Annotated in this window: 17 protein-coding genes; 8 read left to right on the forward strand and 9 right to left on the reverse strand. The window is 63.8% G+C overall.

Features of this window, described 5'->3' with window-relative positions; translation table 11 throughout:
* The first annotated feature begins 27 nt into the window (after window positions 1-27).
* Entirely contained in the window at window positions 28-1,065 is a 1,038-nt protein-coding gene (locus tag AC5Y42_RS04635) for a glycosyltransferase (RefSeq protein WP_499896164.1), read from the forward strand.
* Here AC5Y42_RS04635 and AC5Y42_RS04640 read toward each other — a convergent pair.
* On the reverse strand, window positions 1,062-2,915 hold the full coding sequence (locus AC5Y42_RS04640) for a putative bifunctional diguanylate cyclase/phosphodiesterase (RefSeq protein WP_499896165.1): 1,854 nt from the start codon (window positions 2,913-2,915) through the stop codon (window positions 1,062-1,064). The two genes, AC5Y42_RS04635 and AC5Y42_RS04640, sit on opposite strands and share 4 nt — an antisense overlap.
* A 331-nt stretch (window positions 2,916-3,246) precedes the next feature.
* Window positions 3,247-5,130, reverse strand: coding sequence for a putative bifunctional diguanylate cyclase/phosphodiesterase (locus tag AC5Y42_RS04645; protein ID WP_499896167.1), 1,884 nt, complete (start codon window positions 5,128-5,130; stop codon window positions 3,247-3,249).
* 162 nt (window positions 5,131-5,292) lie between these two features.
* Between AC5Y42_RS04645 and AC5Y42_RS04650 the strand changes: the two genes are divergently transcribed.
* Together AC5Y42_RS04650 and AC5Y42_RS04655 are read left to right on the forward strand one after the other, a co-directional pair.
* Window positions 5,293-7,416, forward strand: coding sequence for an Rv1355c family protein (locus tag AC5Y42_RS04650; protein WP_499896756.1), 2,124 nt, complete (start codon window positions 5,293-5,295; stop codon window positions 7,414-7,416).
* A 22-nt stretch (window positions 7,417-7,438) separates the two neighbouring features.
* Window positions 7,439-9,280 (forward strand): putative bifunctional diguanylate cyclase/phosphodiesterase, encoded by a 1,842-nt coding sequence (locus AC5Y42_RS04655; protein ID WP_499896169.1) that lies wholly within the window; start codon window positions 7,439-7,441, stop codon window positions 9,278-9,280.
* A gap of 7 nt (window positions 9,281-9,287) precedes the next feature.
* On the opposite strand, the gene AC5Y42_RS04660 is transcribed toward AC5Y42_RS04655, so the two are convergent.
* From AC5Y42_RS04660 to AC5Y42_RS04685, 6 genes are all read right to left on the reverse strand, one after another.
* The gene (locus AC5Y42_RS04660; protein ID WP_499896170.1) at window positions 9,288-10,034 is read right to left on the reverse strand and encodes a hypothetical protein; all 747 of its coding nucleotides are present in this window, start codon (window positions 10,032-10,034) and stop codon (window positions 9,288-9,290) included.
* Window positions 10,035-10,450: 416 nt separating this feature from the next.
* The gene (locus tag AC5Y42_RS04665) at window positions 10,451-10,708 is read right to left on the reverse strand and encodes an acyl carrier protein (protein WP_499896172.1); all 258 of its coding nucleotides are present in this window, start codon (window positions 10,706-10,708) and stop codon (window positions 10,451-10,453) included.
* A gap of 1 nt (window position 10,709) precedes the next feature.
* Window positions 10,710-11,393, reverse strand: coding sequence for a thioesterase II family protein (locus AC5Y42_RS04670; protein ID WP_499896174.1), 684 nt, complete (start codon window positions 11,391-11,393; stop codon window positions 10,710-10,712).
* Window positions 11,394-11,585: 192 nt separating this feature from the next.
* Window positions 11,586-12,461 (reverse strand): class I SAM-dependent methyltransferase, encoded by an 876-nt coding sequence (locus AC5Y42_RS04675; protein ID WP_499896175.1) that lies wholly within the window; start codon window positions 12,459-12,461, stop codon window positions 11,586-11,588.
* Entirely contained in the window at window positions 12,462-13,298 is an 837-nt protein-coding gene (locus AC5Y42_RS04680; RefSeq protein WP_499896177.1) for an acyl-CoA desaturase, read from the reverse strand.
* 20 nt (window positions 13,299-13,318) lie between these two features.
* Window positions 13,319-15,031, reverse strand: a complete 1,713-nt coding sequence (locus tag AC5Y42_RS04685) for a fatty acyl-AMP ligase (RefSeq protein ID WP_499896178.1) — start codon at window positions 15,029-15,031, stop codon at window positions 13,319-13,321.
* Window positions 15,032-15,373: 342 nt separating this feature from the next.
* Here AC5Y42_RS04685 and AC5Y42_RS04690 point away from each other — a divergent pair, with 342 nt between their 5' ends.
* From AC5Y42_RS04690 to AC5Y42_RS04700, 3 genes are read left to right on the forward strand one after another with little or no spacing between them, the layout of a single operon-like run.
* Window positions 15,374-16,528 (forward strand): NAD(P)/FAD-dependent oxidoreductase, encoded by a 1,155-nt coding sequence (locus tag AC5Y42_RS04690; RefSeq protein ID WP_499896180.1) that lies wholly within the window; start codon window positions 15,374-15,376, stop codon window positions 16,526-16,528.
* Entirely contained in the window at window positions 16,525-17,430 is a 906-nt protein-coding gene (locus tag AC5Y42_RS04695; RefSeq protein WP_499896181.1) for an RNA polymerase sigma-70 factor, read from the forward strand. Before AC5Y42_RS04690 ends, AC5Y42_RS04695 begins: the two co-directional genes overlap by 4 nt.
* Window positions 17,431-17,450: 20 nt before the next feature.
* Window positions 17,451-18,698, forward strand: a complete 1,248-nt coding sequence (locus AC5Y42_RS04700; RefSeq protein ID WP_499896183.1) for an aminodeoxychorismate synthase component I — start codon at window positions 17,451-17,453, stop codon at window positions 18,696-18,698.
* Here AC5Y42_RS04700 and rsmI read toward each other — a convergent pair.
* Entirely contained in the window at window positions 18,654-19,484 is an 831-nt protein-coding gene (gene rsmI / locus AC5Y42_RS04705; protein ID WP_499896184.1) for a 16S rRNA (cytidine(1402)-2'-O)-methyltransferase, read from the reverse strand. The genes AC5Y42_RS04700 and rsmI overlap by 45 nt on opposite strands.
* Window positions 19,485-19,578: 94 nt before the next feature.
* Between rsmI and AC5Y42_RS04710 the strand changes: the two genes are divergently transcribed.
* Together AC5Y42_RS04710 and AC5Y42_RS04715 are read left to right on the forward strand one after the other, a co-directional pair.
* Window positions 19,579-21,060, forward strand: coding sequence for a dolichyl-phosphate-mannose--protein mannosyltransferase (locus AC5Y42_RS04710; RefSeq protein WP_499896758.1), 1,482 nt, complete (start codon window positions 19,579-19,581; stop codon window positions 21,058-21,060).
* A gap of 105 nt (window positions 21,061-21,165) precedes the next feature.
* On the forward strand, window positions 21,166-22,026 hold the full coding sequence (locus tag AC5Y42_RS04715) for a hypothetical protein (protein ID WP_499896186.1): 861 nt from the start codon (window positions 21,166-21,168) through the stop codon (window positions 22,024-22,026).
* The last annotated feature ends 10 nt before the right edge of the window (window positions 22,027-22,036 follow it).

A 22,036-nucleotide genomic window follows, 5' to 3' on the forward strand; every position in this document is an offset into this window, starting at 1 on the left:
CTGCCTCGGCACGGTCAGCGCACTGCCGTGAATTCGCTTCGGGTACTGTGGCTTTCGCCCTCCCTGCGCTCGCTCGCGCGAGTGCAGACCGAGGCGCTGCGCCGACGGGGTGTCGACGTGCTGCTCGTAACGTCCGATCAAGGCAAGGATCCCGACGCAGCCCGCGACTATGAGTTGGTACTAGAAGCGGGGTTTCGCTCAGATTTTCCCGCGTGGCTAGCCGCCGAGCAGCGAGTGCGGGCGTATCGGCCCCACGTCGTGCTCGCCGAGCTAGTCCGCGATCCGTGGTGGATCGAGCTGGCCGGTTCAGTCCCTTGTGTCCAATTGGTACACGACGCCGCCGAGGAGCGACCAGCACGCGAACGTGCTGCCTTCGACCGCTCGGCAGCGACCGTGACCTTTAGCGACTATGTCGCAACCGCCGTTGCGGCGCGGCCTGATGTACGCGGCACTCCGGTGCACGTGGTTCCGCGCACCAGCGATCTCGACGCGGCGCTGGTCCCTCCGCTTGTGGGCGCCGACCGGCGCCATGACTTCGTGCTAATCGGCCGGCTCGACCCGTACAAAAACATCGAGCGGGTGCTCGAAGCTTGGGAGCGACATGTAACCGGTCGCGACTGGCGCGGCGATGACTTGGTGCTCATCGGTGCCGGGCAGCTTGTCCTTCGGTCGCTGCCCACATTCGTTCGGTGGGTTCCCGGCAGTTACCGCAATTCCGATGTCATCCCCACGCTCGCGGCTGCGAAAGGCTCGATCGCCCACTACCAAGTTGCCTCGCAAAGCGGTGTGCAGGTCTTGTCGATGCAACTCGGCGTCATGCCGATCGTTTCTACCGTCGGCGGGTTGCCTGAATACCAGCCGCCGGGATTTCCACCGATCGGAGTCGAGGACGTCGCTGGACTGACCGCAGCATTCGACGACTTGGCTGATCCCTTCAACGCGACACTGCTTGGGGCGGCGGCCGCGCGTCACTACGCCCAGGGATTTAACGTTGACTGCGCCGCGGATCGTCTGCTGGCCATCATCGGCGAAGTACTGGCAACTCGCTCGCCAGGCCGCCCTTAGATCGCCCCCGAGTTCAGCGCCTCACGGTCCGCCAAGAAAGGCATTGGCATCCAGCCTGTGGAAAGTAGTGATCCCATGGCTTCGGCGCTGATCGGGCGAGACAACAAGTATCCCTGTGCCCGGTAGCATCCGTAATGCATCAAGGTCAGTGCCGCAGCTGGGGTCTCGACCCCTTCGGCGACCACTTGAAGGCCGAATGCCTCGGCGAGGCCGATGATCGCGCGAACGATCGCCAGATCAGTCGCACTGTTACCCAAGTCGCGCACGAATGTCGTGTCGATTTTGAGCATGTCGACCGGAATGGACTTCAGGTGTGACAGAACGGCGTAGCCCGTGCCAAAGTCGTCGATGGCGATCTGGACCCCGACCTCCTTCAACTCCTCGAGCCTTCGTCGAGTGGTTTCAATGTCGCGCACCAATACCCGCTCGGTGATCTCCAGGCACACCGACCCGCTGTCAATGCAGAACTCGTCGATAATGTCCGCGACACTGCGGACAAAACCGCGGGAAACCAGTTGCACAGGCGAGACGTTGATGCGCAGCGTGGCGTTTTGCCCCACGCCGTGGGAGCGCCATTTACTGAATTCGGCGCAGGCGGCTCGCATGACCCAGTTCCCCAGTTCCCGCCCGAGATTTGTCGATTCCGCTAAGCCGATGAACGAATCCGGTAGCAACAGTCCTCGCCTGGGGTGGCGCCAGCGGACCAGCGCCTCCGCCCCCAGGATCGCGCCGCTCCACAAATCGACCTCGGGAAGGTAGTGCAGTACCAGCGCTTCGCTGTCGATGTCCTCCCGGAGATGGAGTTCGATATCGGTGCGCAGCGCGTCCTTGAGTGATACGTAACCGTTGGTCACTGCGATCTGGTCGCCGCCGGCGCGTTTGGCCATCAGGACGGCTTCATCGGCACGGCTGAGCAGATCAGTGGTGTCATCTTGTCCGGGGACACCCACCGCTACCCCAATGCTGACAGCGGGAGTGATCGTATCGCCGGCAATCACCAGACGCTCGCACAACTTCGTCTTAATCTCGCGGGCAAATACTGCGGCGGTATCGCTCGGCATCGGCCCGTCCGGGACGATGACGAACTCATCGCCGCCGAGCCGTGCCGTCATGCTCTTTCCCGCGCTCGCACGAAGCCGCTCGGCGACTACCTGGATAAACCAATCGCCAACGGTATGGCCAAAACAATCGTTGATGGACTTCAACCGGTCGAGATCGAGATACAAAACAGAAACGGGTCCCGGTCGTCCCGGTGCCAATCTGCCAGAAAGGTACTCAATAAGCGCCCGGCGATTATGCAAGCTTGTCAAATCGTCATGCTGAGCCAGATAATGAAGTCTTTCTTCGGCGACAACACGGGCCTGAAATTGCGCAAATAGAGAGGCAACCGCCTCAAGCGTGTTGATCTCTTCTGGCTTCCATTTTCTGCGCCCGAATTTGACGATGCCGAGCGCGCCAGTTGTCACTTCTCCTGAGATCAGCGGTGCGACGGCCACGGATGGAGGATCAGGTCGAGAGCCATTCGCGACCCAGTGTCGATAAGCGCGCTTCATCTGCTCAGGCGAAATCACGACGGGCGTCTTGCCATGTTCACCGACCGCGAATGAGGGGTCGGCACTAGCGAAGTGGATAACTGCCAGGGGGTCAGGATCTGGAACGTCGGATCGTGGTGGCCACTCCGCGATCAAGATCGAGGCATGGAGATCGTGGTCATTGCGACGCAAAAAGCTAAAGTCCGCCTTGAGGTCTTCGGCGACCTGAGCGAGTATTTGTTCACTCAATTGGACAGCGTCGGATCCGCTCGCCTCCATCAATCGGTTGGCCACAGCGGCAACCAGATTGCGCGGCACGGTGTCCTCCCCGACAGTGCGTGGAATTCAGATCGTGGCCGCTGTTTCTCGTCGTCCAGTGTGATATTCGGCGTCTGTCTAATGGGCTACTCGACGTCAGTCAGGTCACGGATCAGTATCAGGCGTAATACGACAGTATATCCACGCATCGCGGCGGTCCGCACATCAATGTCACAGATTCGAATGTTACCGACTTGTTTCTTACGCGAGCCTGGATATCGATCGCTCTTGACAACCGGTTTGGAGATTTCCTGCAGCGAGGCCGCGATGGCGGAGAAGGATCGCGCGCAACGGCCCGCGCTGCCGGACCCCCGCAATCCTCACCACCGCGCTAGATCGCGCCCAGGGACAACGCCTCACTGTCGGCGAGGAATGGCATCGGCATCCAGCCGGTAGACAGCAAAGACTTGGTGGCATCGGCGGTCAACGGGTGAGATAGCAAGAATCCCTGCGCTCGGTAACATCCGTGCTGCATCAAGGTCATAGCAGCAGCCGGGGTCTCGACCCCTTCGGCAACGACTTGGAGGTCGAACGCCTCGGCAAGTCCGATGATCGCGCGAACGATCGCCAGGTCGGTGCCGCTCTCACCCAAATCACGCACGAATGCCCTATCAATCTTGAGCACATCGACCGGAAGGGATTTGAGGTGAGACAGGACGGCGTAGCCCGTGCCGAAGTCGTCGATCGCGATTTGAACGCCCACTTCCTTTAATTCTTGCAGCGTTCGTCGAGTGGTTTCGATGTCACGCACCATGACCCGCTCGGTGATCTCGAGGCATACCGAACCGCTGTCGATGCCGAATTCTCCGATGATGTCCGCGACGCTGCGGACGAAGCCGCGGGTAACCAGTTGAGCAGGTGAGACGTTGACCCGCAGGATGGCATTTCGCGCGAGGCCACCTGACCGCCACCGGCTGAACTCAGCACAGGCTTTTCGCAACACCCAACGGCCGAGTTCCTCCGTCAGGTTCATTGACTCGACCACGCCGATGAAAGAATCCGGCATCAGCAGACCGAATTCGGGGTTCCACCAGCGGACCAACGCCTCAACGGCTACTACGGCGCCGCTCCACAAATCAACCTCGGGCAGGTAGTGCAGTATGAGGGCTTCTCTGTCGATATCGCCCTGGAGGTGCCGACGAATATCGGCACGGAGCGCCTCCTCAATCGACATATGGCCGCTCCTGGAGACCACCACCCCATTTCCGCCGGCGCGCTTGGCTGCCATCACAGCTTCGTCAGCACGGCTGAGCAGGCTGGCGCTGTCATCCCGTCCCGCGACGCCGACCGCAACGCCGATACTGACAGTGGAGGTGATGGTGTCGCCGCCGATCGTCAGACGATCACACAGCATCGGCTGAAGCCGGTATGCGAATGCCTCCGCGGCCTCGGTTGTCATCGCCCGGTCCGGAATGACGACGAATTCATCGCCACCGATACGGGCGACCACGCTATTACTGCCGATACTTTCCCGAAGCTTTTCAGCGAATACCTGGATGAACCAATCGCCGGCGGCATGGCCGAAGCTGTCGTTGATGGACTTCAGCCGGTCGAGGTCGAGATACATAATCCCGACGGGTCCGTCGCCCTCATCTGCGAGCCTGCGGGAAAGGTGTGCCACCAACGCGCGGCGGTTATGTAGACCGGTCAGGTCGTCATGGTCGGCCAGATAGCGGACCTTTTCTTCGGCAGCAATGCGGGCGTGCAGGTGTGCGAAGAGGGAGGCGACCGCTTCGAGAATGGCTATCTCTTCCGGCTTCCAAATGTTGCGACCGAATTTGACGAACCCGATCATCCCGGTGGTCACCTGCCCGGAAATCAGCGGCGCGCAGGCGGCGGTCGGCGCGCCGACGTGGCGGCTTGGCCTGATGCGGTACGCCAAGGACCTATGGTCGAGTTCGGTGATGATCGGTTTGCTGCGATTTTTGCAAATCGCGAAGAACGGGTCCTTGCTGGTAAACGGAACGACGGCGAGCAGATCAGCCGACTCCGGGACAGCGCGTGGTGGCCACTCGGCGAAGAGCACCGAGGCGCGCCCTTCCTCGTCGTTGTAGCGCACAAAGCTGGCATCCACGTCGAGTTGTCGAACGAGATACGCCAGCACACGTTCGCCGACCTGCTGGGCGTTGGACGCGGTTGCCTTCATCAACCGGGCTGCGACCGTGGTGACCAAGGTGCGCTCCACCCGTGCCTCCCCTGCATGGCGCGCAGCCATCGCTTCTAGCCGATGAGATATTCAACATGTGCCAAATCAGGCATTTGGCATCAGTTTGAGAACGCCTAAACACCAATGCAGAAAAAACGAAGTATATATATATGACACCGGACCCGCGCAAGGGTTTCCGCCGCCCGCACAGGGTAGACGAAGGAGTCGGCCATAGCTTTCTGCACTGCACACGTTCTCGATGCAGGGGACCCTGTTGACCAAACCGAATTGGAACAGCTACGCGTCGATCCCGCCATCGCGTTCATCGATCATCACGAAGCGCAAGTCGAGGAGTTGCGCCGACTTCGGCCGTCACCTGATCCGGAGTTGGTCGCCGAACCCGGCCGCTGGGCTTACTATCCCTGGCGGCGCACCGTCGTTGCAATTCTGGGGCCCAAGGGGTTTCGTGCAGTGCGATTAGATCGCAACCGCAATGCGATCACCTCCGAGGAACAAAGCCGGCTGGGTGCGCTGCGCATCGGCGTTGCAGGTCTGAGCGTTGGGCACATCATCGCGCACACGTTGGCGGCGGAAGGCATGTGCCACGAGCTTCGGCTGGCGGATTTCGACCAGTTCGAGCTGTCCAACCTGAACCGGGTGCCGGCGACCGTCTTCGATCTCGGGCTGAACAAGGCTCAGGTGGCGGCCCGCCGGATCGCCGAACTCGACCCGTATCTGGCCGTCCGAGTTCTTGACGCCGGGCTGACGCTCGACACCGTTGACGAGTTCCTCGACGGATTGGACATCGTTGTCGAGGAATGCGATTCACTACATATGAAGGCCGTCCTCCGCGAGCGCGCCCGCGCCCGCCGGATTCCGGTGCTGATGGCGACCAGCGACCGAGGCCTGGTGGACGTGGAACGTTTCGACCTCGAGCCGCAGCGCCCGATTCTGCATGGCCTGCTGGGCGAGTTGGATATCGAGTTGCTTGCCGGAATGAGCGGCCGGGAAAACGTTCCACGCCTGCTCCGTCTCCTCGACGCCGAACAGTTGTCGCCACGACTGCTGGCGTCGGTGATCGAGATCGACCGCACCCTGTCGACATGGCCGCAAGTGGCCGGCGAGGTGGTATTAGGGGCGACCGTGCTGGTCGAAGCGGTGCGCAGAATCGGGTTGGGCGAAAACTTGCAATCCGGTCGGACTCGCATTGACATCGGCGATGCGCTTGATCGGCTCGACGAACCGGAGATTGCGCAGGATTGCCCCCCTGTCCCGGCTGCCGATTCCGGTCCTACGCTGCCGGGCGTTTCGGGTGCCATCGCCGACGCCGCCATTCGCGCGCCGTCCGGCGGAAACGCTCAACCCTGGCATATTGAGATCGAACCAGAGGTGATCACCATTCAGCTTGCGCCAGAGCACACCTCGATGATGGACGTCGGATTTCGCGGCAGTGCGGTGGCGCTCGGAGCGGCCCTGTTCAACGCGCAAGTAGCCGCTGCCGCCCACCAGGTACTGGGGCCGGTGAGCTTGCTCGAAGACGTCGGCGGGGTGCCGTTGCAAGCGACGCTGCACCTTGGCGGCGGGGCTGATCCCGACCTGGCTGGGCTTTACCAGCCGATGCTGGCGCGGGAAACCAACCGCCGGGTTGGAACGCCCCAACCGATAGCCGCAGACACGGTCGAACTGCTCCAGACTGTCGCGGAACGGGAGGGCGCGCGGCTGCATCTCTTGACCGAGCGAGACGATATCGCAAGGGCCGCAACGGTTCTTGCCTCCGCTGACCGTATCCGCTACCTGACGCCGCGACTGCACAAGGAAATGATCTCCGAGTTGCGCTGGCCCGGTGATCGACATCCCGACACGGGTATCGACGTGCGCAGCCTTGAACTCGACCCCGGCGATCTCGCCGTGCTCGACATCTTGCGCCGCCCAGACGTGATGGCTCACCTGGCGCAGTGGAACGTTGGGACCGCCTTAGGCGAGGACAGTCGCCGTCACGTGTTGGGGAGCTCCGCGGTAGCCGTCATTTCGGTGCCCGGCGGCGCCCTGGCCGACTATGCCCGCGGCGGTTCTGCCGCGGAGGCGGTATGGATCACCGCCCAGCAGCGCGGGTTGGCCGTCCAGCCCACCTCGCCGATCTTCTTGTACGTCCACGATCTCGAGGAACTGAACGAATTGTCGGCGGCGTTTGCCGACGAACTGGGTCAACTGCAGAAGGAGTTCCGGCAGCTCGTCCGCCTACCGGCTGAGACCTCCGCTGTTCTGGTGCTACGACTCGCCGTCGACAGGCGGGCATCGGTGCGGAGCCGTCGCAACCTTGCTCGTGTCGAATTTGTTAACACAGCCGTAACATAGACAGCGCCTAATTATGAGTGCTATGGCCCGCAGTCTGGACGATCTGGTCACGGCGGCCGCCGCCGAATTGATGGCAGCCACCGCAGCTGACCACGTCGCAATCAGCCAGCGAGTGCTCGCCGACCTAGTTAGCTACTTCGGCGTGGACTGGAGCTTCCTGCGCCACAATGACCATGCAATCCACGCGACAGTGCTGGTCGCCGAATGGCCGCCACGCCAAGACGTTCCCGACCCCGATCCCATCGGTGCGGTGTATTTCGCCGGCGCCGACTCGGTCTTTGCGATAGCCGAGCACCTCAAAGTGCCCGGTGTTTTGCGTCCCGAGCCTACAAACGCCGAGTATCAACGCAATATCGAGGAAGGCTCAGGTATCCCCGCAGTCTCCCTCGCGTGCGTGCCCCTGTTGTCCGGGGACATCACCACCGGCACACTGGGATTCGTCAGGTACGGGGACCGCGAGTGGCTATCTGAGGAGTTGAACGCGCTGCAGGCGATTGCCACCTTGTTCGCTCAGGTGCAGGGACGCACCGTCGCCGAAGAGCAACTTCACTATCTCGCCGAACACGACGACCTGACCGGACTGCTCAACCGCAGGGCGTTGATCGCCCACCTCGACGGCCGACTTGCTGAGGGCCAGCCTGGTCCAGTCGCATTGGTGTTCCTTAATCTGGACCGCCTCAAGGCAGTCAATGACCACCTCGGACACAAAGCCGGCGACCGGTTCATCGAGATCTTCGCCCAACTCTTGCGTGAAGCCGCTGATGCTTCATCGGTCATCGCACGCTTCGGCGGTGACGAGTTTGTCATTGTGCCGGCGGTCCCGATGGACGCCAACACCGGCGAGGCGTTGGCCAAACAGCTGCAGAAGCGGGTTTACACGCAGGTTGCGGTGGACGGCGAAACCATCACCCGCACTGTCAGTATCGGGGTCGCCGTGGGCATACCTGGGCACGACAACTCGTCGGACGTGCTCCGCCGAGCCGATCAGGCCGTCGTGTCCGCCAAGAGCGTCGGCGGAAACGCGGTAGCGGCGTTCAACCCGGAGATGTCGGAGAAATTCGCGATACGCAATGACATCGAGCTTCACCTAGAAGGGGCAATCGAGAGCGATACCGGCGCACTGGTCCTGCATTACCTCCCCGAGGTCGACATGCGCACCGGCCAGATCCTCGGGACCGAGGCGCTCATACGTTGGCGTCACCCAACTCGAGGACTGCTGATGCCTGATTCGTTCATGGACGTGGTCGAATCCACCAATCTGGCGGGTAAGCTTGGCCGGCTCGTAATGCGTTCCGCGTGTGCGCAATTCAGCCATTGGCATGACCGTGGCCTGGGACACGATGTGGCGCTGAGCATCAATGTGTCGCCCGCGCAGCTTGTCACGAATGGCTTTGTCGACATGGTCGCCGGGACGCTCGACGAGTTCGTCCTCGACGCCGGCACGATATGCCTGGAGATTACCGAACACGTTGTAGTCAAAGATATCGCCACCACCCACAAGACGCTGGCCGGACTCAAGGAAATAGGTGTGCAGGTTGCGATCGACGACTTTGGCACTGGCTACAGCGCCCTGACATATTTGAAGTCTCTTCCTGTCGACAGGCTCAAGATCGATAAGGAATTCATCCGCGACCTCGGGACAGACGCGGCCGACTCAGCGATCGTGCGGCAGGTGACGGCCTTGGCCAACGCTTTTGGACTCGATGTCGTCGCTGAAGGCGTCGAGACCGCTGCCGCGGTCAGGCTACTGCTTGCCTTGGATTGCTTCCGGGCACAAGGGTTTCTGTTGTCCCGCCCGCTCGACGGAGCGGCGATGGAGTCGCTACTTGGCCGGGGTCACGTGCCGATGGACTTCACGTATTAGCCCGGCGTTACACCGCATTCCGCGCCGCGAAGTCAGTGCCACTGCGGTAGGACTCTTCGGTTAGTCGCTGCCCCTCCATCAGGGTTTTGGCGACCTGCTGCGGTTCGGCGTAGTTAACGAAGTCGCGCCGGTTCAACCAGATCATCTTGGTTTGGTAGCGGGCATCAGGATAGGGCGCAGCCGGAATAGCTGCCACCACCCCACCAGATGATCGCCAGCGGTTCAGCACGTGCGCCGCCGCAGTGGCCATCATGAACTGACAGTCGAGGAGCGCGCCAATGTGGAAACCGCTGCGAGCCAAAGCGTCGGTAACTGAACCATTCTGAGCCGGGTCGTCGATTACCCAGCCCGCCTTCAACTCCAGGACGCCGAAGGGGATCCGGTCTGTGATCATGTCGCGGACCGCCTGTTGGCCGGGCTGCCCTGCCCATTCGACGACAGCATGCGAGTCGTCAGCCGATCGTAGCGGTCCCTTGGCTCGCAAGCCCCCGAGCATCTGTCCGGCATCATCGATCACGGCGAAGAACATGATGGTGTCGGCTCCGCTACGCAGTGCATCGACGTCGAGGGCGCACTCGACACCATGCTTGCGATAGCTTCTCTGTGCACCCAGTGAGAACTCGCTCCACAAGTCGGGGTCGACGGCCGGCTGCGACAGCACTAACGTGTAGCCGATATCAGGATCGCGCCAGCTAAGGCGCTGGGGGAGCTCGAACCGACCGATAGTCATGGGATTCGGTGCAATGACACTCATCGGTATCGGTTTGTGCATATAATCGGACTCCAGCTTTGTTCTGTATGAATTTAAATACGTACCGGATTTATTTGTTGGTTTTTGCCAACCATCTTTATGCCCCAGAATTCAATTATAGCTACTCTTTGGCCGTTTCAAAGACAACCAGCCGTCGAAGTCCAGCATGGAATCGCGACGCACGGAAACGCAAAATAATATCCGAGGCGCTGACTGGCTAAAGCGACGTTTCACTTGGACGACCGAAACGCGTCATCTATGAAGCATGCAGCACGAAATTCTGTTGCCGGCAAGTGTTAGTCAGATATGTGACGAGACCGGCAGCGTGACGTTGCCTGGCCGCTTTCGTCCCAGCTCAGACGATGCGGGCCGCTGGTCCGCCGGGGGGTGGCTACTCGGCCCAGGCGGACCGGCAAAAGCTAGCCGTCGCCGTTGGCCACGCACCGCGCGAGCCGCTCGATCGTCGGAAACTTATACGGCAGAGAGGCGGATAACGGGCGGCCAACGAAATCCTCTAGCTCGCCCATCAGCGCAACCGCGTCCGCGGAATCCAGGCCGAGGTGATCGAACCGGCGCGTGCGATCGATATCGCTGGCTGACGTTTTAGTTCGGTGTGCGACGTGTGCGGCAAGCATCGTTTCGATGTCCTCATAACTTTTCAACTCATCCTCCTGCAAGTTACTCAACTAGCGCGCGCACAATGCCTGTAACCAGCTCGTGGGCGCGCTCACGAACGAAGTGGTGCTCGGCGTCGAGCGTTGCGAGGCGAAAAGTCGCCGTCGTGTGATTTGCCCAGCCGGCCACTTGGTCCACGGTGATGTCCGGGTCACGCTGGCCGGCGAAAGCAGTAATCGGACATGGCAGCGGCGCGCTGGCATCGGCCGAGTATTCGACCGCAAGCTGAAAGTCGGCGCGGATCATCGGCATGAGGAGGTCGACCAGCTCCACGTCGTTCAAGACCTGCAGCGGTGTGCCCAACCGGCGCAACTCTGCGACCAACTCCTCGCGCGGACGAAGATGCAGCCCACGCCCCCACGCGGGGTACCGATCGTGCGGGCACGCGGCGACGAATAAATGAACCGGTCCACGTTCGTACGCGACCAACCGGCGCGCGAGTTCGAAGCCGATCTTGCCGCCGAGGCTGTGTCCGAAGATCGCGAGTGGTTGATCACCCAGCGTTAGAAGTTCGGGAAGGAGCCGCTCGACGAGCGGCTTCATCGTTGCAAGTGGCGGCTCGTTGATGCGGGCGCCACGCCCCGGCAGCTCGAGCGGAACGAGGGAAAGCCAATCTGGCATCAATGCGTGCCACGTCGCGAAGAGCGCAGTCGTTCGTCCAGCACCGGGCACGCATATGAGCTTCATTAGCCCGCAAGTTTGGTGAGCCCGCGGTAAAAGTGCGCAATCGCGTGCTCGAATGCCGTGGACGTGTGAGGTGCGATTCCGTTCTCGCGTGCGACCTTGAAGTGATAGGTCCCAACCAAACCACTCACGTCGAATTTCCAGTGGAAGCCGGCCGGCGGCGCGCGGCGAGAGTCTGCTCTTGCAAATAAATTGCTACCACCGCCCCGGCAGATCGATCCGGCGCATGGTCACGCGCAGCAGTGTGAACGCGCCGAGCTCCATCGAGTACGCAAACATGCGCAGGTAACGCTCGCACCACGCAACCACCTCCTCGCTCGACACCGCGATCGCGTCCTCTCGCCGTGCCCGCAAGCGATCGAACCACGCGCGCAGCGTTTTGACGTAGTCGCCGCGATCGTTTCGCACCCTTTCGATTTCGAGTTCCATCTCTGCAGCGCGCGCGATGTCGGCGAGCCGTGGCAGTTCCGACTCCGGGAAAACATGGTCGACGATGAAGCGATCCCGGAGCGGTCGATCGCGCGGGATGTCGCCGTAGGCGATCGTCTGTAGCGAGAGGCGCCCGTCCGGCTTCAGCCAATCGCGACACGCTCGGAAGAATCTGCGGTAGGCCTCGACTTGCTCCTCCGGCGACAAGCCTTGACGCGCGAAATGCTCGAAAGCGCCTACCGAGATGATGGCATCGAACGGCGCGGTCGGTTGGTAGTCACTCCAATTGCGCACTAGGACCTCGACGTTGTTTGGCGCGGTCGCGCGCAGGTACTCCGCCTGTGCGTCGGAGAGGGTGAGCCCGACAGCGTGTTGCACACCGTGGGCGTTCACCAGATGCGTGAGCATGGCGCCCCAACCGCAGCCGACGTCGAGCACGCGCGCTGCACCGGCCGCGCGCGCCTGATCGACGTGATAGTCGAGTTTGCGACGTTGCGCGCGCTCGAGATCGTCGTCTGGGTCTTCCCACATCGCGCACGAGTAGCTCATCGTCGGATCGAGCCAGATCCGCCAGAACTCGTTGCCGACGTCATAGTGATGGCGAATCGCGGCCGGCCCGGCACCTAAGTATGTTTCGCTCATTCACGACTCCGACTTGCTGAGCACCGGCTGCTTGAGGTCACTAACCAACCCGCACGCCGACAACACGCGTAACACCGCGCCTCCGATATCGATCTGCCACCAACGCACCCGGGTGGTGTACGCCCGCGGCGCGTCGTGGTGGTTGGCGTGATATCCGCCACCGATGCCGGGAACTGCAAGCCATATGTTGTTGCGCGCCTGCCCCGAGTGCGGCAACTGCGCCCGGCCACCGAACGCATGGCCGAGCGAATTGACGGCCCAGGTCAGTTGACTCACCAGAAACACGCGAATCATCCCGCCCCACAGGAAACCGGTGAGCGCGCCGCGCGGGCCGCCGGCGAAACCGATCAGCGTCGGGATCGCCAGTCCCAGCACGCCCCACAGGAGGTAGCTGCGGTGCAGCGCGATCGTGCGTGGGCTTTGCCAGAGGTCCCTCACTTCGCCTGCGGAGATCGCCATCGCGGTGTGTTCGGGACGAAAGAGCCAGCCGACGTGCGCGTGCACCAACCCGTGCAGGCCGCTGAACGGCCAGTGCGGCGAGTGCGGATCACCCTCGCGGTCGGTGAGCGCATGGTGGCGGCGATGCGTCGCGACCCACCACATCACTGGCCCAAGGAATGCGCTCGATCCGAGCGCACCAAGGATCCAGATCAGCGCCGGATGTGCGGTGAAGGAGCGGTGTGTGAAATAACGGTGGAAGCCCAACTCGACGCCCGATATGGTCGCGGTCGCACCGACCGCCAACACGATCAGGTCGGTTCGCGACGGTGCCACTCCGGCGAACCACAACGCCGCCGCCACGATCACGGCCGCCGGCGGCGCGAAAACTGTGAACACGGCGAGCGCGTAACCGCGAATCATGTGCGTTGCCCGGTCACATGACGATGAACCTCGACGAGCTCACCGCGCGAGTACAAGCTGCGACACTCGCTGCGCCTGATCTTGCCGCTGGTGGTGCGCGGGATGCCGCCGCGGCGGACAAACACGACCGAGTCGGCCGGCGTCCCATGCGCGGTAGCAACAGCGGCGACGATTTGGTCGGCCACCTCGCTCCATTCCGCTTCCGCGTCGCGTGCGATCTCGCTGACGATCACCAGATGCTCGCGCAGGCCGTCATCGTGGCTGAATGCCGCGCATCCGTTCGCATAGAGCGATCCAAGGCGCAGCTGTTCAACGGTGGTCTCGAGATCCTCGGCGGCGTAATTGACGCCGTTTTTGACGACCACGTCTTTGGCCCTACCGGTGATGTACAGCTCGCCGTCGACGATGCAACCGAGATCGCCGGTGCGTAGCCACGTTCTCCCGTCAAGCGTGGCGGCGAACGTGTCGCGCGACACCTGTTCGTCGCCGAAGTAACCGCCCGCGACACTTGCGCTACGTACCCAGATCTCGCCCTCGACGCCGTCGTCGCAGCGAGCGCAGCGGGCGCGATCAACGATCGCAAGCTCGGTCCCGACACACGCGCGACCACAGCTCACGCGCGTAGGGCCGCTCGGGTCGTTCCAGACGGCCGGTGGCTCGCCGTATCGCCCGCCCGACACGATCAGCGTCGCCTCGGCGAGGCCGTAGCACGGGTAGAACGCCTCGCGGCGAAAGCCAACCGCGGCGAATGTGGCCGCGAAGCGGTCGAGTGTCGCCGCGCGCACCGGCTCGGCGCCCACGAACGCGAGGTCCCAACTCGACAAATCGAGACCGGCGAGGCTCTTGCTGCCTTGGCGCTCCACGGCAGCGACGCACATCTCGTAGGCGAAGTTGGGCCCGCCGCTCCTTGTAGCGCGGTACTGCGTGATCTCGCGCAGCCAGCGCAGCGGGTGTTTGAGGAACTGCAGCGGAGTCATGATCACGCACTCGAAACCGGTGTACACCGGTTGCACCACGTAACCGATGAGCCCCATGTCGTGCTGGAACGGCAGCCAACCAAGCGCCACCGTCGACGAGGTGTGCTCGAACGCGTCCTCGATCATCGCCTCGTTCGCCATCAGGTTCGCGTGGCTCACCATTACGCCGCGCGGAACCCCGGACGAGCCCGATGAGTATTGCAGGATGGCGAGATCTTCCAGGGTGACGGTCGGTTCCCGCGTCGGTGCGTCAGTCGCGGGAAGCTCGTCGATCGCGATACATGGGATATCCGCGAGTTCGGGAACCAGCGCTCGCGCAGCGAGTAGTTCACCGGTGGTGAGCACGACGTGGGGCCGAGCGTCGGCGACGATCGCGCAAAGACGCGGCAGTGTCTGCGCGAGCCGCGACGGGATCGGAACGTGCGCCGGAACCGCGCATACGCCAGCCCGGAAGCAGCCGAACAGCGCGTCGAGGAACGTCGCGTCCTGTGGCATGAGTAGCAGCGCGCGTGGCTGCTCTGGCGTACGCGCCAGGTCGTTCAAGACGGCAGCCACGGCGCGCGCGCCCATGGCGAGTTCGGCCCAGGTGCGCGTATTCACACCCTCTCCGTCCTCGACGAACGAGAAGGCGCGGCAATCCGGACGCACACTTGCGTGCTGCTCCAACCGGTGCGCAATCGTCATGGCGCCGGTGTCAGCATCCATTTCACCCAGGTAGGCCGGCTCCGTCATCGTCTTATGCCTAACCCTCCGGCGTGCACGTTTTGGCCCATCTTGGCGGCCAACCAACACGCTTTCGAGCCATGGGGCCGAGGGCTTTGCTCCCAGACCTTTCGGATTAGCGCCCTCATGTCATCTACCTCAAAGGCGGGTCGCTTACGGCTGCGCTAATGACGCAGCATACTCACCGATACAAGTTTGCGGAGGAGTCTGGCAGACAACCAATTCAGGCGTCGGCAGCCCGGGGGCGACGAGTTCGCGTTTACGCCGGGAGTGATCTCGATCACCAGATGTCACACTCGCCGCACCGGCGGTGTCTCAAGGGCACAACCCGCGAGAAACTAGGAGACAGCTATGAGCGAGCAGCGCACCCACGTCGTCGTGGTCGGCGGCGGATACGCCGGATCACTGGCGGCCAACCACCTGCGGATGCGTGCCGATGTCGACATCACACTGGTCAATCCGCGCCCGATGTTCGTCGAGCGGATCCGACTGCACCAACTCGTCGCCGGCACGCATGCCGCCACGGTCGACTACGGCACAATGCTGGGCGAGGACATCCAACTGGTCGTCGACACCGCCGAGCGGATCGAGACCACTGATTCCACGCTGGCGTTGGCCTCCGGCGCCACGCTGGACTTCGATTATCTGATCTATGCCGTCGGCAGCACCGCCGCCGCTCCTGAATTCGCTTATGCGATAGGTGAATTCGAGCAGGCCGAGCGGTTACGCGGTGCCCTGGCAGCGCTGGGTCCGCAAGCCCCGGTCACCGTTGTCGGCGGTGGATTGACCGGCATCGAAACAGCTTCCGAACTGGCTGAACAGGGCCGGCGCGTGACACTGGTTTGTGGCGGCGTGTTGGGGCCGTCACTGGCACGCGTCGGCCGGCGCTCGGTAGCCAAGGCGCTGGCGCGATTCGGCGTCGAGGTACTGGAGACGGCCGTCGTCGCCGAAGTACGGCCGAATGCGGTGGTGCTTACCGACGGTGCCGTTTTGCCCAGCGCAGTCACGGTGTGGACGGCCGGCTTCGGGGTACCAAACCTGGCCGGCCGCAGCGGACTTCGCACCGACGGGTTGGGCCGGTTACTCACCGACGAGACGCTGACCAGCGTCGACGACATCCGCATCGTGGCGGCTGGAGACTCCGCCGCGCCGTCGGGTGCGCCGCTGCGGATGAGCTGCCAGGCTGCGATCCCGCTCGGCGCCCAAGCGGCCAACACCGTCCTGAGCCGCATCGCCGGCATCGAGCCCGCGCCCGTGAATCAGGCGTTCACCGGACAGTGCATCAGCCTCGGCCGGTCGTATGCCACTGTCCAGCTGGCCCGCCCCGACGACACCCCGATCAACGTCGCGATCGGCGGGCGGTTCGGCGCGCCGATCAAGGAAGCGGTCTGCAGGGGAACGGTTTGGGGCATTCGCCGCGAGGCCGCAAAGCCCGGTTGGTACCGCTGGCTCAAGGGCGGCAAGCGCCCGCAGCGAATCGCGGATGCGGCGGTCACCGTATCGTGACCGCCGCGCCCAGCGAACACGCCGAACGGTTCACCCTGCTGCGGCCGTTGCTGTTCACCATCGCCTACGAAATCCTCGGCAGTGCGACCGAATCCGACGATGTCCTACAGGACAGCTATTTGCGATGGGCCGACGTCGACTTGTCGACCGTGCGCGATACGAAGTCCTATCTGGCCCGGCTGGTCACCCGGCAGGCGCTCAATGCGCTGCGGGCCGGTGCCCGGCGCCGCGAGGATTACGTCGGCCCCTGGCTGCCCGAGCCGCTGTTGCTCGACGAACAGGATCCATCGGCCGACGTGGTGCTGGCCGAATCGGTGTCGATGGCGATGCTGGTGCTGCTGGAGACACTGACGCCCGACGAACGCGCGGTGTTCGTGCTGCGAGAGGTGTTCGGCTTCGACTACGCCGAAATCGCCGATGCGGTCGGCAAACCCACGCCGACCGTGCGACAGATCGCACACCGGGCCCGCGAACACGTGCAAGCCCGGCGCCGTCGCTTCACTCCGGTCGATCCGGAACAAAATGCGCGCATCACCGCGGAATTCATGGCGGCGGCCTCCACCGGTGACGTCACAGCCGTGATGTCGATGCTGGCGCCCGATGTGACCTGGACCGCGGACAGTGGGGGCAAAGCCAGCGCGGCGCGCCGCCCGGTGGTCGGCGCCGAGAAGGTTGCCAGGGCGGTCGTCGGGTTGGTGGGCCGGGGCATGCAGGTTCCCGATGTCCGGGTGGAAACGGTGGTGTGCAACGCCGCGCCTGCGGTGCTGCTGTACCGCGCCGGCCAGCTGGAGGGCGTATTCACCGTCGAAATCATCGACGGCAAGATCACCAACTTCTACGCGATGCGCAACCCCGACAAGCTGACCAGGCTGACGACCCCACACGAGATCAGCCGCGGCTGAGCGTCTGCAAAGCTGGGTTGGTGCGAATCGACCGGCTCGGCGATCTCGGCGGCGCCGCCGCTGTGCTGCGTGCTGTCGGCGCGGCCACCCTTTGGCGTGGTCTTCCGCCGCCGGCCGCGCTGACCGGCGACTGGTTCGGCGCCCAGGCAGTCATCGCGCCCAGCGTGTCGGTGCAGCCGGTCGGCGCCGTCGACGCGTTCACCGTCCGCCCGGGTTCCGGGACCGCCGCGGTGGGCGGCGGCTGGATCGGCTACCTGTCCTACCCCGATCCCGGCGACGACGGGCGGCCGCCCCGGATCCCCGAAGCGGCCGGCGGGTGGACCGACTGCGTGTTGCGCTACGACCGCGGCGGGCAGTGGTGGTACGAGAGCCTGTCGGGTGCGGCGATGCCGGGATGGCTGGCGGAAGCACTGGCCACGCCGGCGCCGGGGCGGACTTGCCGGATCGATTGGGATGCCGGCGACCGGGACGCCCACCGCGCCGGAGTGCTGGCCTGCCTGGAGGCCATCCGCGCCGGGGAGGTCTACCAGGCGTGCGTGTGCACGCAGTTCACCGGCTCCGTCAGCGGAGCGCCGTTGGACTTCTTCGTCAACGCCGTCGAGCAGATGGACCCGGCCCGGGCGGCCTATCTTGCCGGGCCGTGGGGCGCCGTGGCGTCGCTGTCACCGGAGTTGTTCCTGCGCCGGCGCGGCGCCGTCGTGACCTCCAGTCCGATCAAGGGCACGTTGCCGCTGGACGCCCCGCCATCAGCGCTGCGGGCTTCGGTCAAGGACGTAGCCGAAAACATCATGATCGTCGACCTGGTCCGCAACGACCTGGGCCGGGTGGCGATCACCGGAACGGTCACCGTGCCCGAGCTGCTGGTGGTGCGGCCCGCCCCGGGCGTGTGGCATCTGGTGTCCACGGTCTCCGCACTGGTGCCGGTCGACCTGCCGACATCGGAACTACTGGACGCCACCTTCCCGCCCGCCTCAGTCACCGGAACTCCGAAACTGCGGGCCCGTCAGCTGATTTCGCAATGGGAGTCATTGCGACGCGGAGTCTATTGCGGCACAGTGGGTTTGGCATCTCCGGTCGCCGGCTGCGAGCTCAATGTAGCCATCCGGACCGTCGAATTCGACACCGCCGGCAACGCGGTGCTGGGGTCCGGCGGTGGCATCACCGCTGATTCCGACGCCGACGCGGAATGGCGCGAGTGCCTGCACAAAGCGGCACCGATCCTGTCAGCTTCTCGACCGCAGGACCGCGTCGTAGAGCTCACGCCGTGACACCGGCGTCTCGCCGATTACCTGCGCACACGCATCTTTGACGCGAATCCCTTGGCGCGTCAGGTTTTCCACCTCGGCCACTAGCGTCGTCATGTCTGCACGTGGCTGTGCACCGGCCAGCACTACTGTGATCTCGCCGAGCACGCCGTCGGCCGCCCAGGTGGCCAGCTCCGCCAGCGTCCCGCGCACTACTTCCTCGTGCACCTTGGTCAGCTCGCGACACACCGCCGCCCGCCGCGTCTCGCCGAGCTCTTCGGCGGCGTCGTGCAGACAGGCGCCCAGTCGGCGCGGCGACTCGAAGAACACGCAGGTGCGCCGCTCCTGCGCCAGCGACGCTAACCAACTGCGTCGCGCCGACTGCTTACGCGGCGCGAACCCTTCGAAGCAGAACTTGTCCGACGGCAGCCCCGACACCGCCAGCGCGGTGGTCACCGCCGACGGCCCGGGCAAACACGTCACCTCCAGGCGGGCGTCGACACACGCCGCCACCAACCGGTAGCCCGGATCGCTGATCACCGGCATCCCCGCGTCGCTGACCACCAGCACCGTCGCGCCGTCGGTAATCTCGTCGACCAGTGCAGGCACCCGGGTGTCCTCGTTCTGGTCGTAGAGGCTGACCACCTTGCCGGCGATGCGGACCTCGAGCGCGCTGGCCAGTGTCCGCACCCGCCGGGTGTCCTCGGCGGCCACCACGTCGGCGGACCCCAGGGCGGCGATCAGCCGCGGTGAGGCATCCGACGGCTGGCCCAGCGGGGTGGCGCCCAGCAATAGTCGGCCAGCGGTCATGGGCCACAGCCTACGATCGGTGCTTGTGACGACCGCCCCGCCCGTCGACGTCGCCGCCGAGCGGACAGTTCCCGTCATCAGCCCCGGCCCGCTGATGCCGGTGGCCGATTTCGGGCCCGTCGACCGCCTGTACGGCTGGGCGGTGACTGGAGCGATCACCGCGCTGGCGGCGGTGACGCGTTTTGTGAACCTGGGCTCACCCACCGATGCCGGCACCCCGATCTTCGACGAGAAGCACTACGCGCCGCAGGCCTGGCAGATGCTGCACAACCACGGCGTCGAGGACAACCCTGGGTTTGGCTTGGTCGTTCATCCGCCGGTCGGCAAGCAACTGATTGCGCTCGGTGAGGCCGTCTTCGGCTACAACGGGGTGGGTTGGCGGTTCACCGGGGCCTTGCTCGGCGTCATTCTGGTGGCGTTGGTGGTGCGGATCGTGCGGCGGATCAGCCGTTCGACGTTGGTCGGCGGAATCGCCGGATTGCTGCTTATCGCCGATGGTGTCAGCTTCGTGGCGTCTCGGACCGCACTGCTGGACGGCTTTCTGGCGTTCCTCGTAGTCGCGGCCTTCGGCGCGTTGATCGTCGACCGTGACCAGGTCCGCGAACGCATGCACATCGTTTTACTCGAGGGCCGCAGCACCGAGACGATGTGGGGGCCGCGGCTGGGGGTGCGGTGGTGGCGGTTCGGCGCCGGCGTGCTACTCGGATTGGCTTGTGCCACAAAGTGGTCGGGTCTGTACTTTGTGATGTTCTTCGGGTTGATGTCGTTGGCGTTCGACGTCGCCGCACGCCGCGCCTATCGGGTGCCGAGGCCGTGGCTCGGGGTTCTGCGGCGTGACGTAGCTCCGACGGCGTATGCGCTGCTGGTCATTCCGTTTGCGGTGTACTTGGCTTCCTATGCGCCGTGGTTTGCCTCCGAGACCGCGATCAACCGCCACGAGGTCGGCCAGTCGATTGGCCCCGAGGCATCCTTCCCGATGCCGGATGCCATTCGCTCGCTGTGGCATTACACGTTCAAGGCCTACCAATTCCATTCCGGGCTGACGAATTCGGCCGGGAACTACCACCCGTGGGAATCCAAACCGTGGGCCTGGCCGATGTCGCTGCGACCCGTGCTCTACGCCATCGATCAACAGAACGTCCCCGGTTGCGGCGCGCAGTCGTGTGTCAAGGCGGTGATGCTGGTCGGTACCCCCGCGATGTGGTGGCTCTCGGTGCCAGTGCTCTTTTATGCGGCGTGGCGAATGGTGGTGCGGCGAGACTGGCGCTACGCCGCGGTGCTGGTCGGCTACTGCGCGGGTTGGCTGCCGTGGTTCGCCGACATCGACCGGCAGATGTATTTCTTCTACGCCGCTACGATGGCGCCGTTTCTGGCCATGGCTATCGCGTTGGTTCTCGGCGACCTCCTGTACAAACCTCGCCAAGGTGCCGAGCGTCGCGTGCTCGGCCTGATCGTCGTATCGGCTTACGTGGCTTTGGTGCTCACCAACTTCGCATGGCTATTTCCGGTGCTCACCGGTCAGCCGATTTCGCAGTCCACCTGGAACATGGAGATCTGGCTGCCTAGTTGGCGTTGACCTCTTTACCGTTGAGATTGCGCACAGAGTCGTTGCACCGCGGTTATCCACAACGCTGCGCGCAATCTCAACGCGTGACACGGCCGGAGGTACCAGTATCACGGCATGCCTGAAGTGTTCGTGGGCACCGAGATGCTCGCCCGCGGCGCGCTGACCAAAGGCCAGTTGCGCTGGAATTACAGCCCGATATTTCCCGATGTCTATGTACCGCGGGAGACGGCTCCGTCACTGCGGTGCAATACCGTCGGCGCATGGCTGTGGTCAGGACGTAACGGCGTGATCGCCGGGCGTGCCGCAGCGGCGCTGCACGGCGCGCTCTGGATTGGCGCAATGACACCGATCGAGATGATCTGGCGTAGTGGCCGACCGCCGTCAGGAATTGTGGTTCGCAACGAACGGATCGGCGCTGACGAGATCGTCAGCGTAGGCAACATTGCAGTCACTAGTCCTGCGAGGACCGCGTTGGACCTTGCGCGACATCTGCCGCGTGATGTCGCGGTGCGGCAACTCGACGCGTTGGCCCGCGCAACGGGTGTCCTGGCCTGCGAGGTCCTTTCACTGGCCGAGCGCTACCCCAGGGCACGAGGTCTTCGCCGTTCGGAAATCGCGCTCCGGCTGATGAACTCGGGCGCTCAATCGCCCAAGGAGACGTGGTTGCGGCTGGTCCTGATCGACGCCGGGCTACCCGCACCGAGAACACAGATACGGGTAACCGACGGCTTCAATGAAGCATTCATCGATATGGGATACGACGAACCGATGGTCGGCCTTGATTATGACGGCCGGCACCACAACGCCGATCGCGAACGGTACGTGCACGACATCGGACGCGCCGAGCTCATCGAGCGCGAAGGTTGGATCGACATTCACGTAGTGGCCGAACACAGCCGACGATTCATCGTTCACCGGGTATCGGATGCCTTGGCACGGCGCGGATATCCGGTGAGATTGCGCTCAGGGTCGTGATATTCGAACC

Source organism: Mycobacterium sp. NGS48 (genome assembly GCF_059812585.1).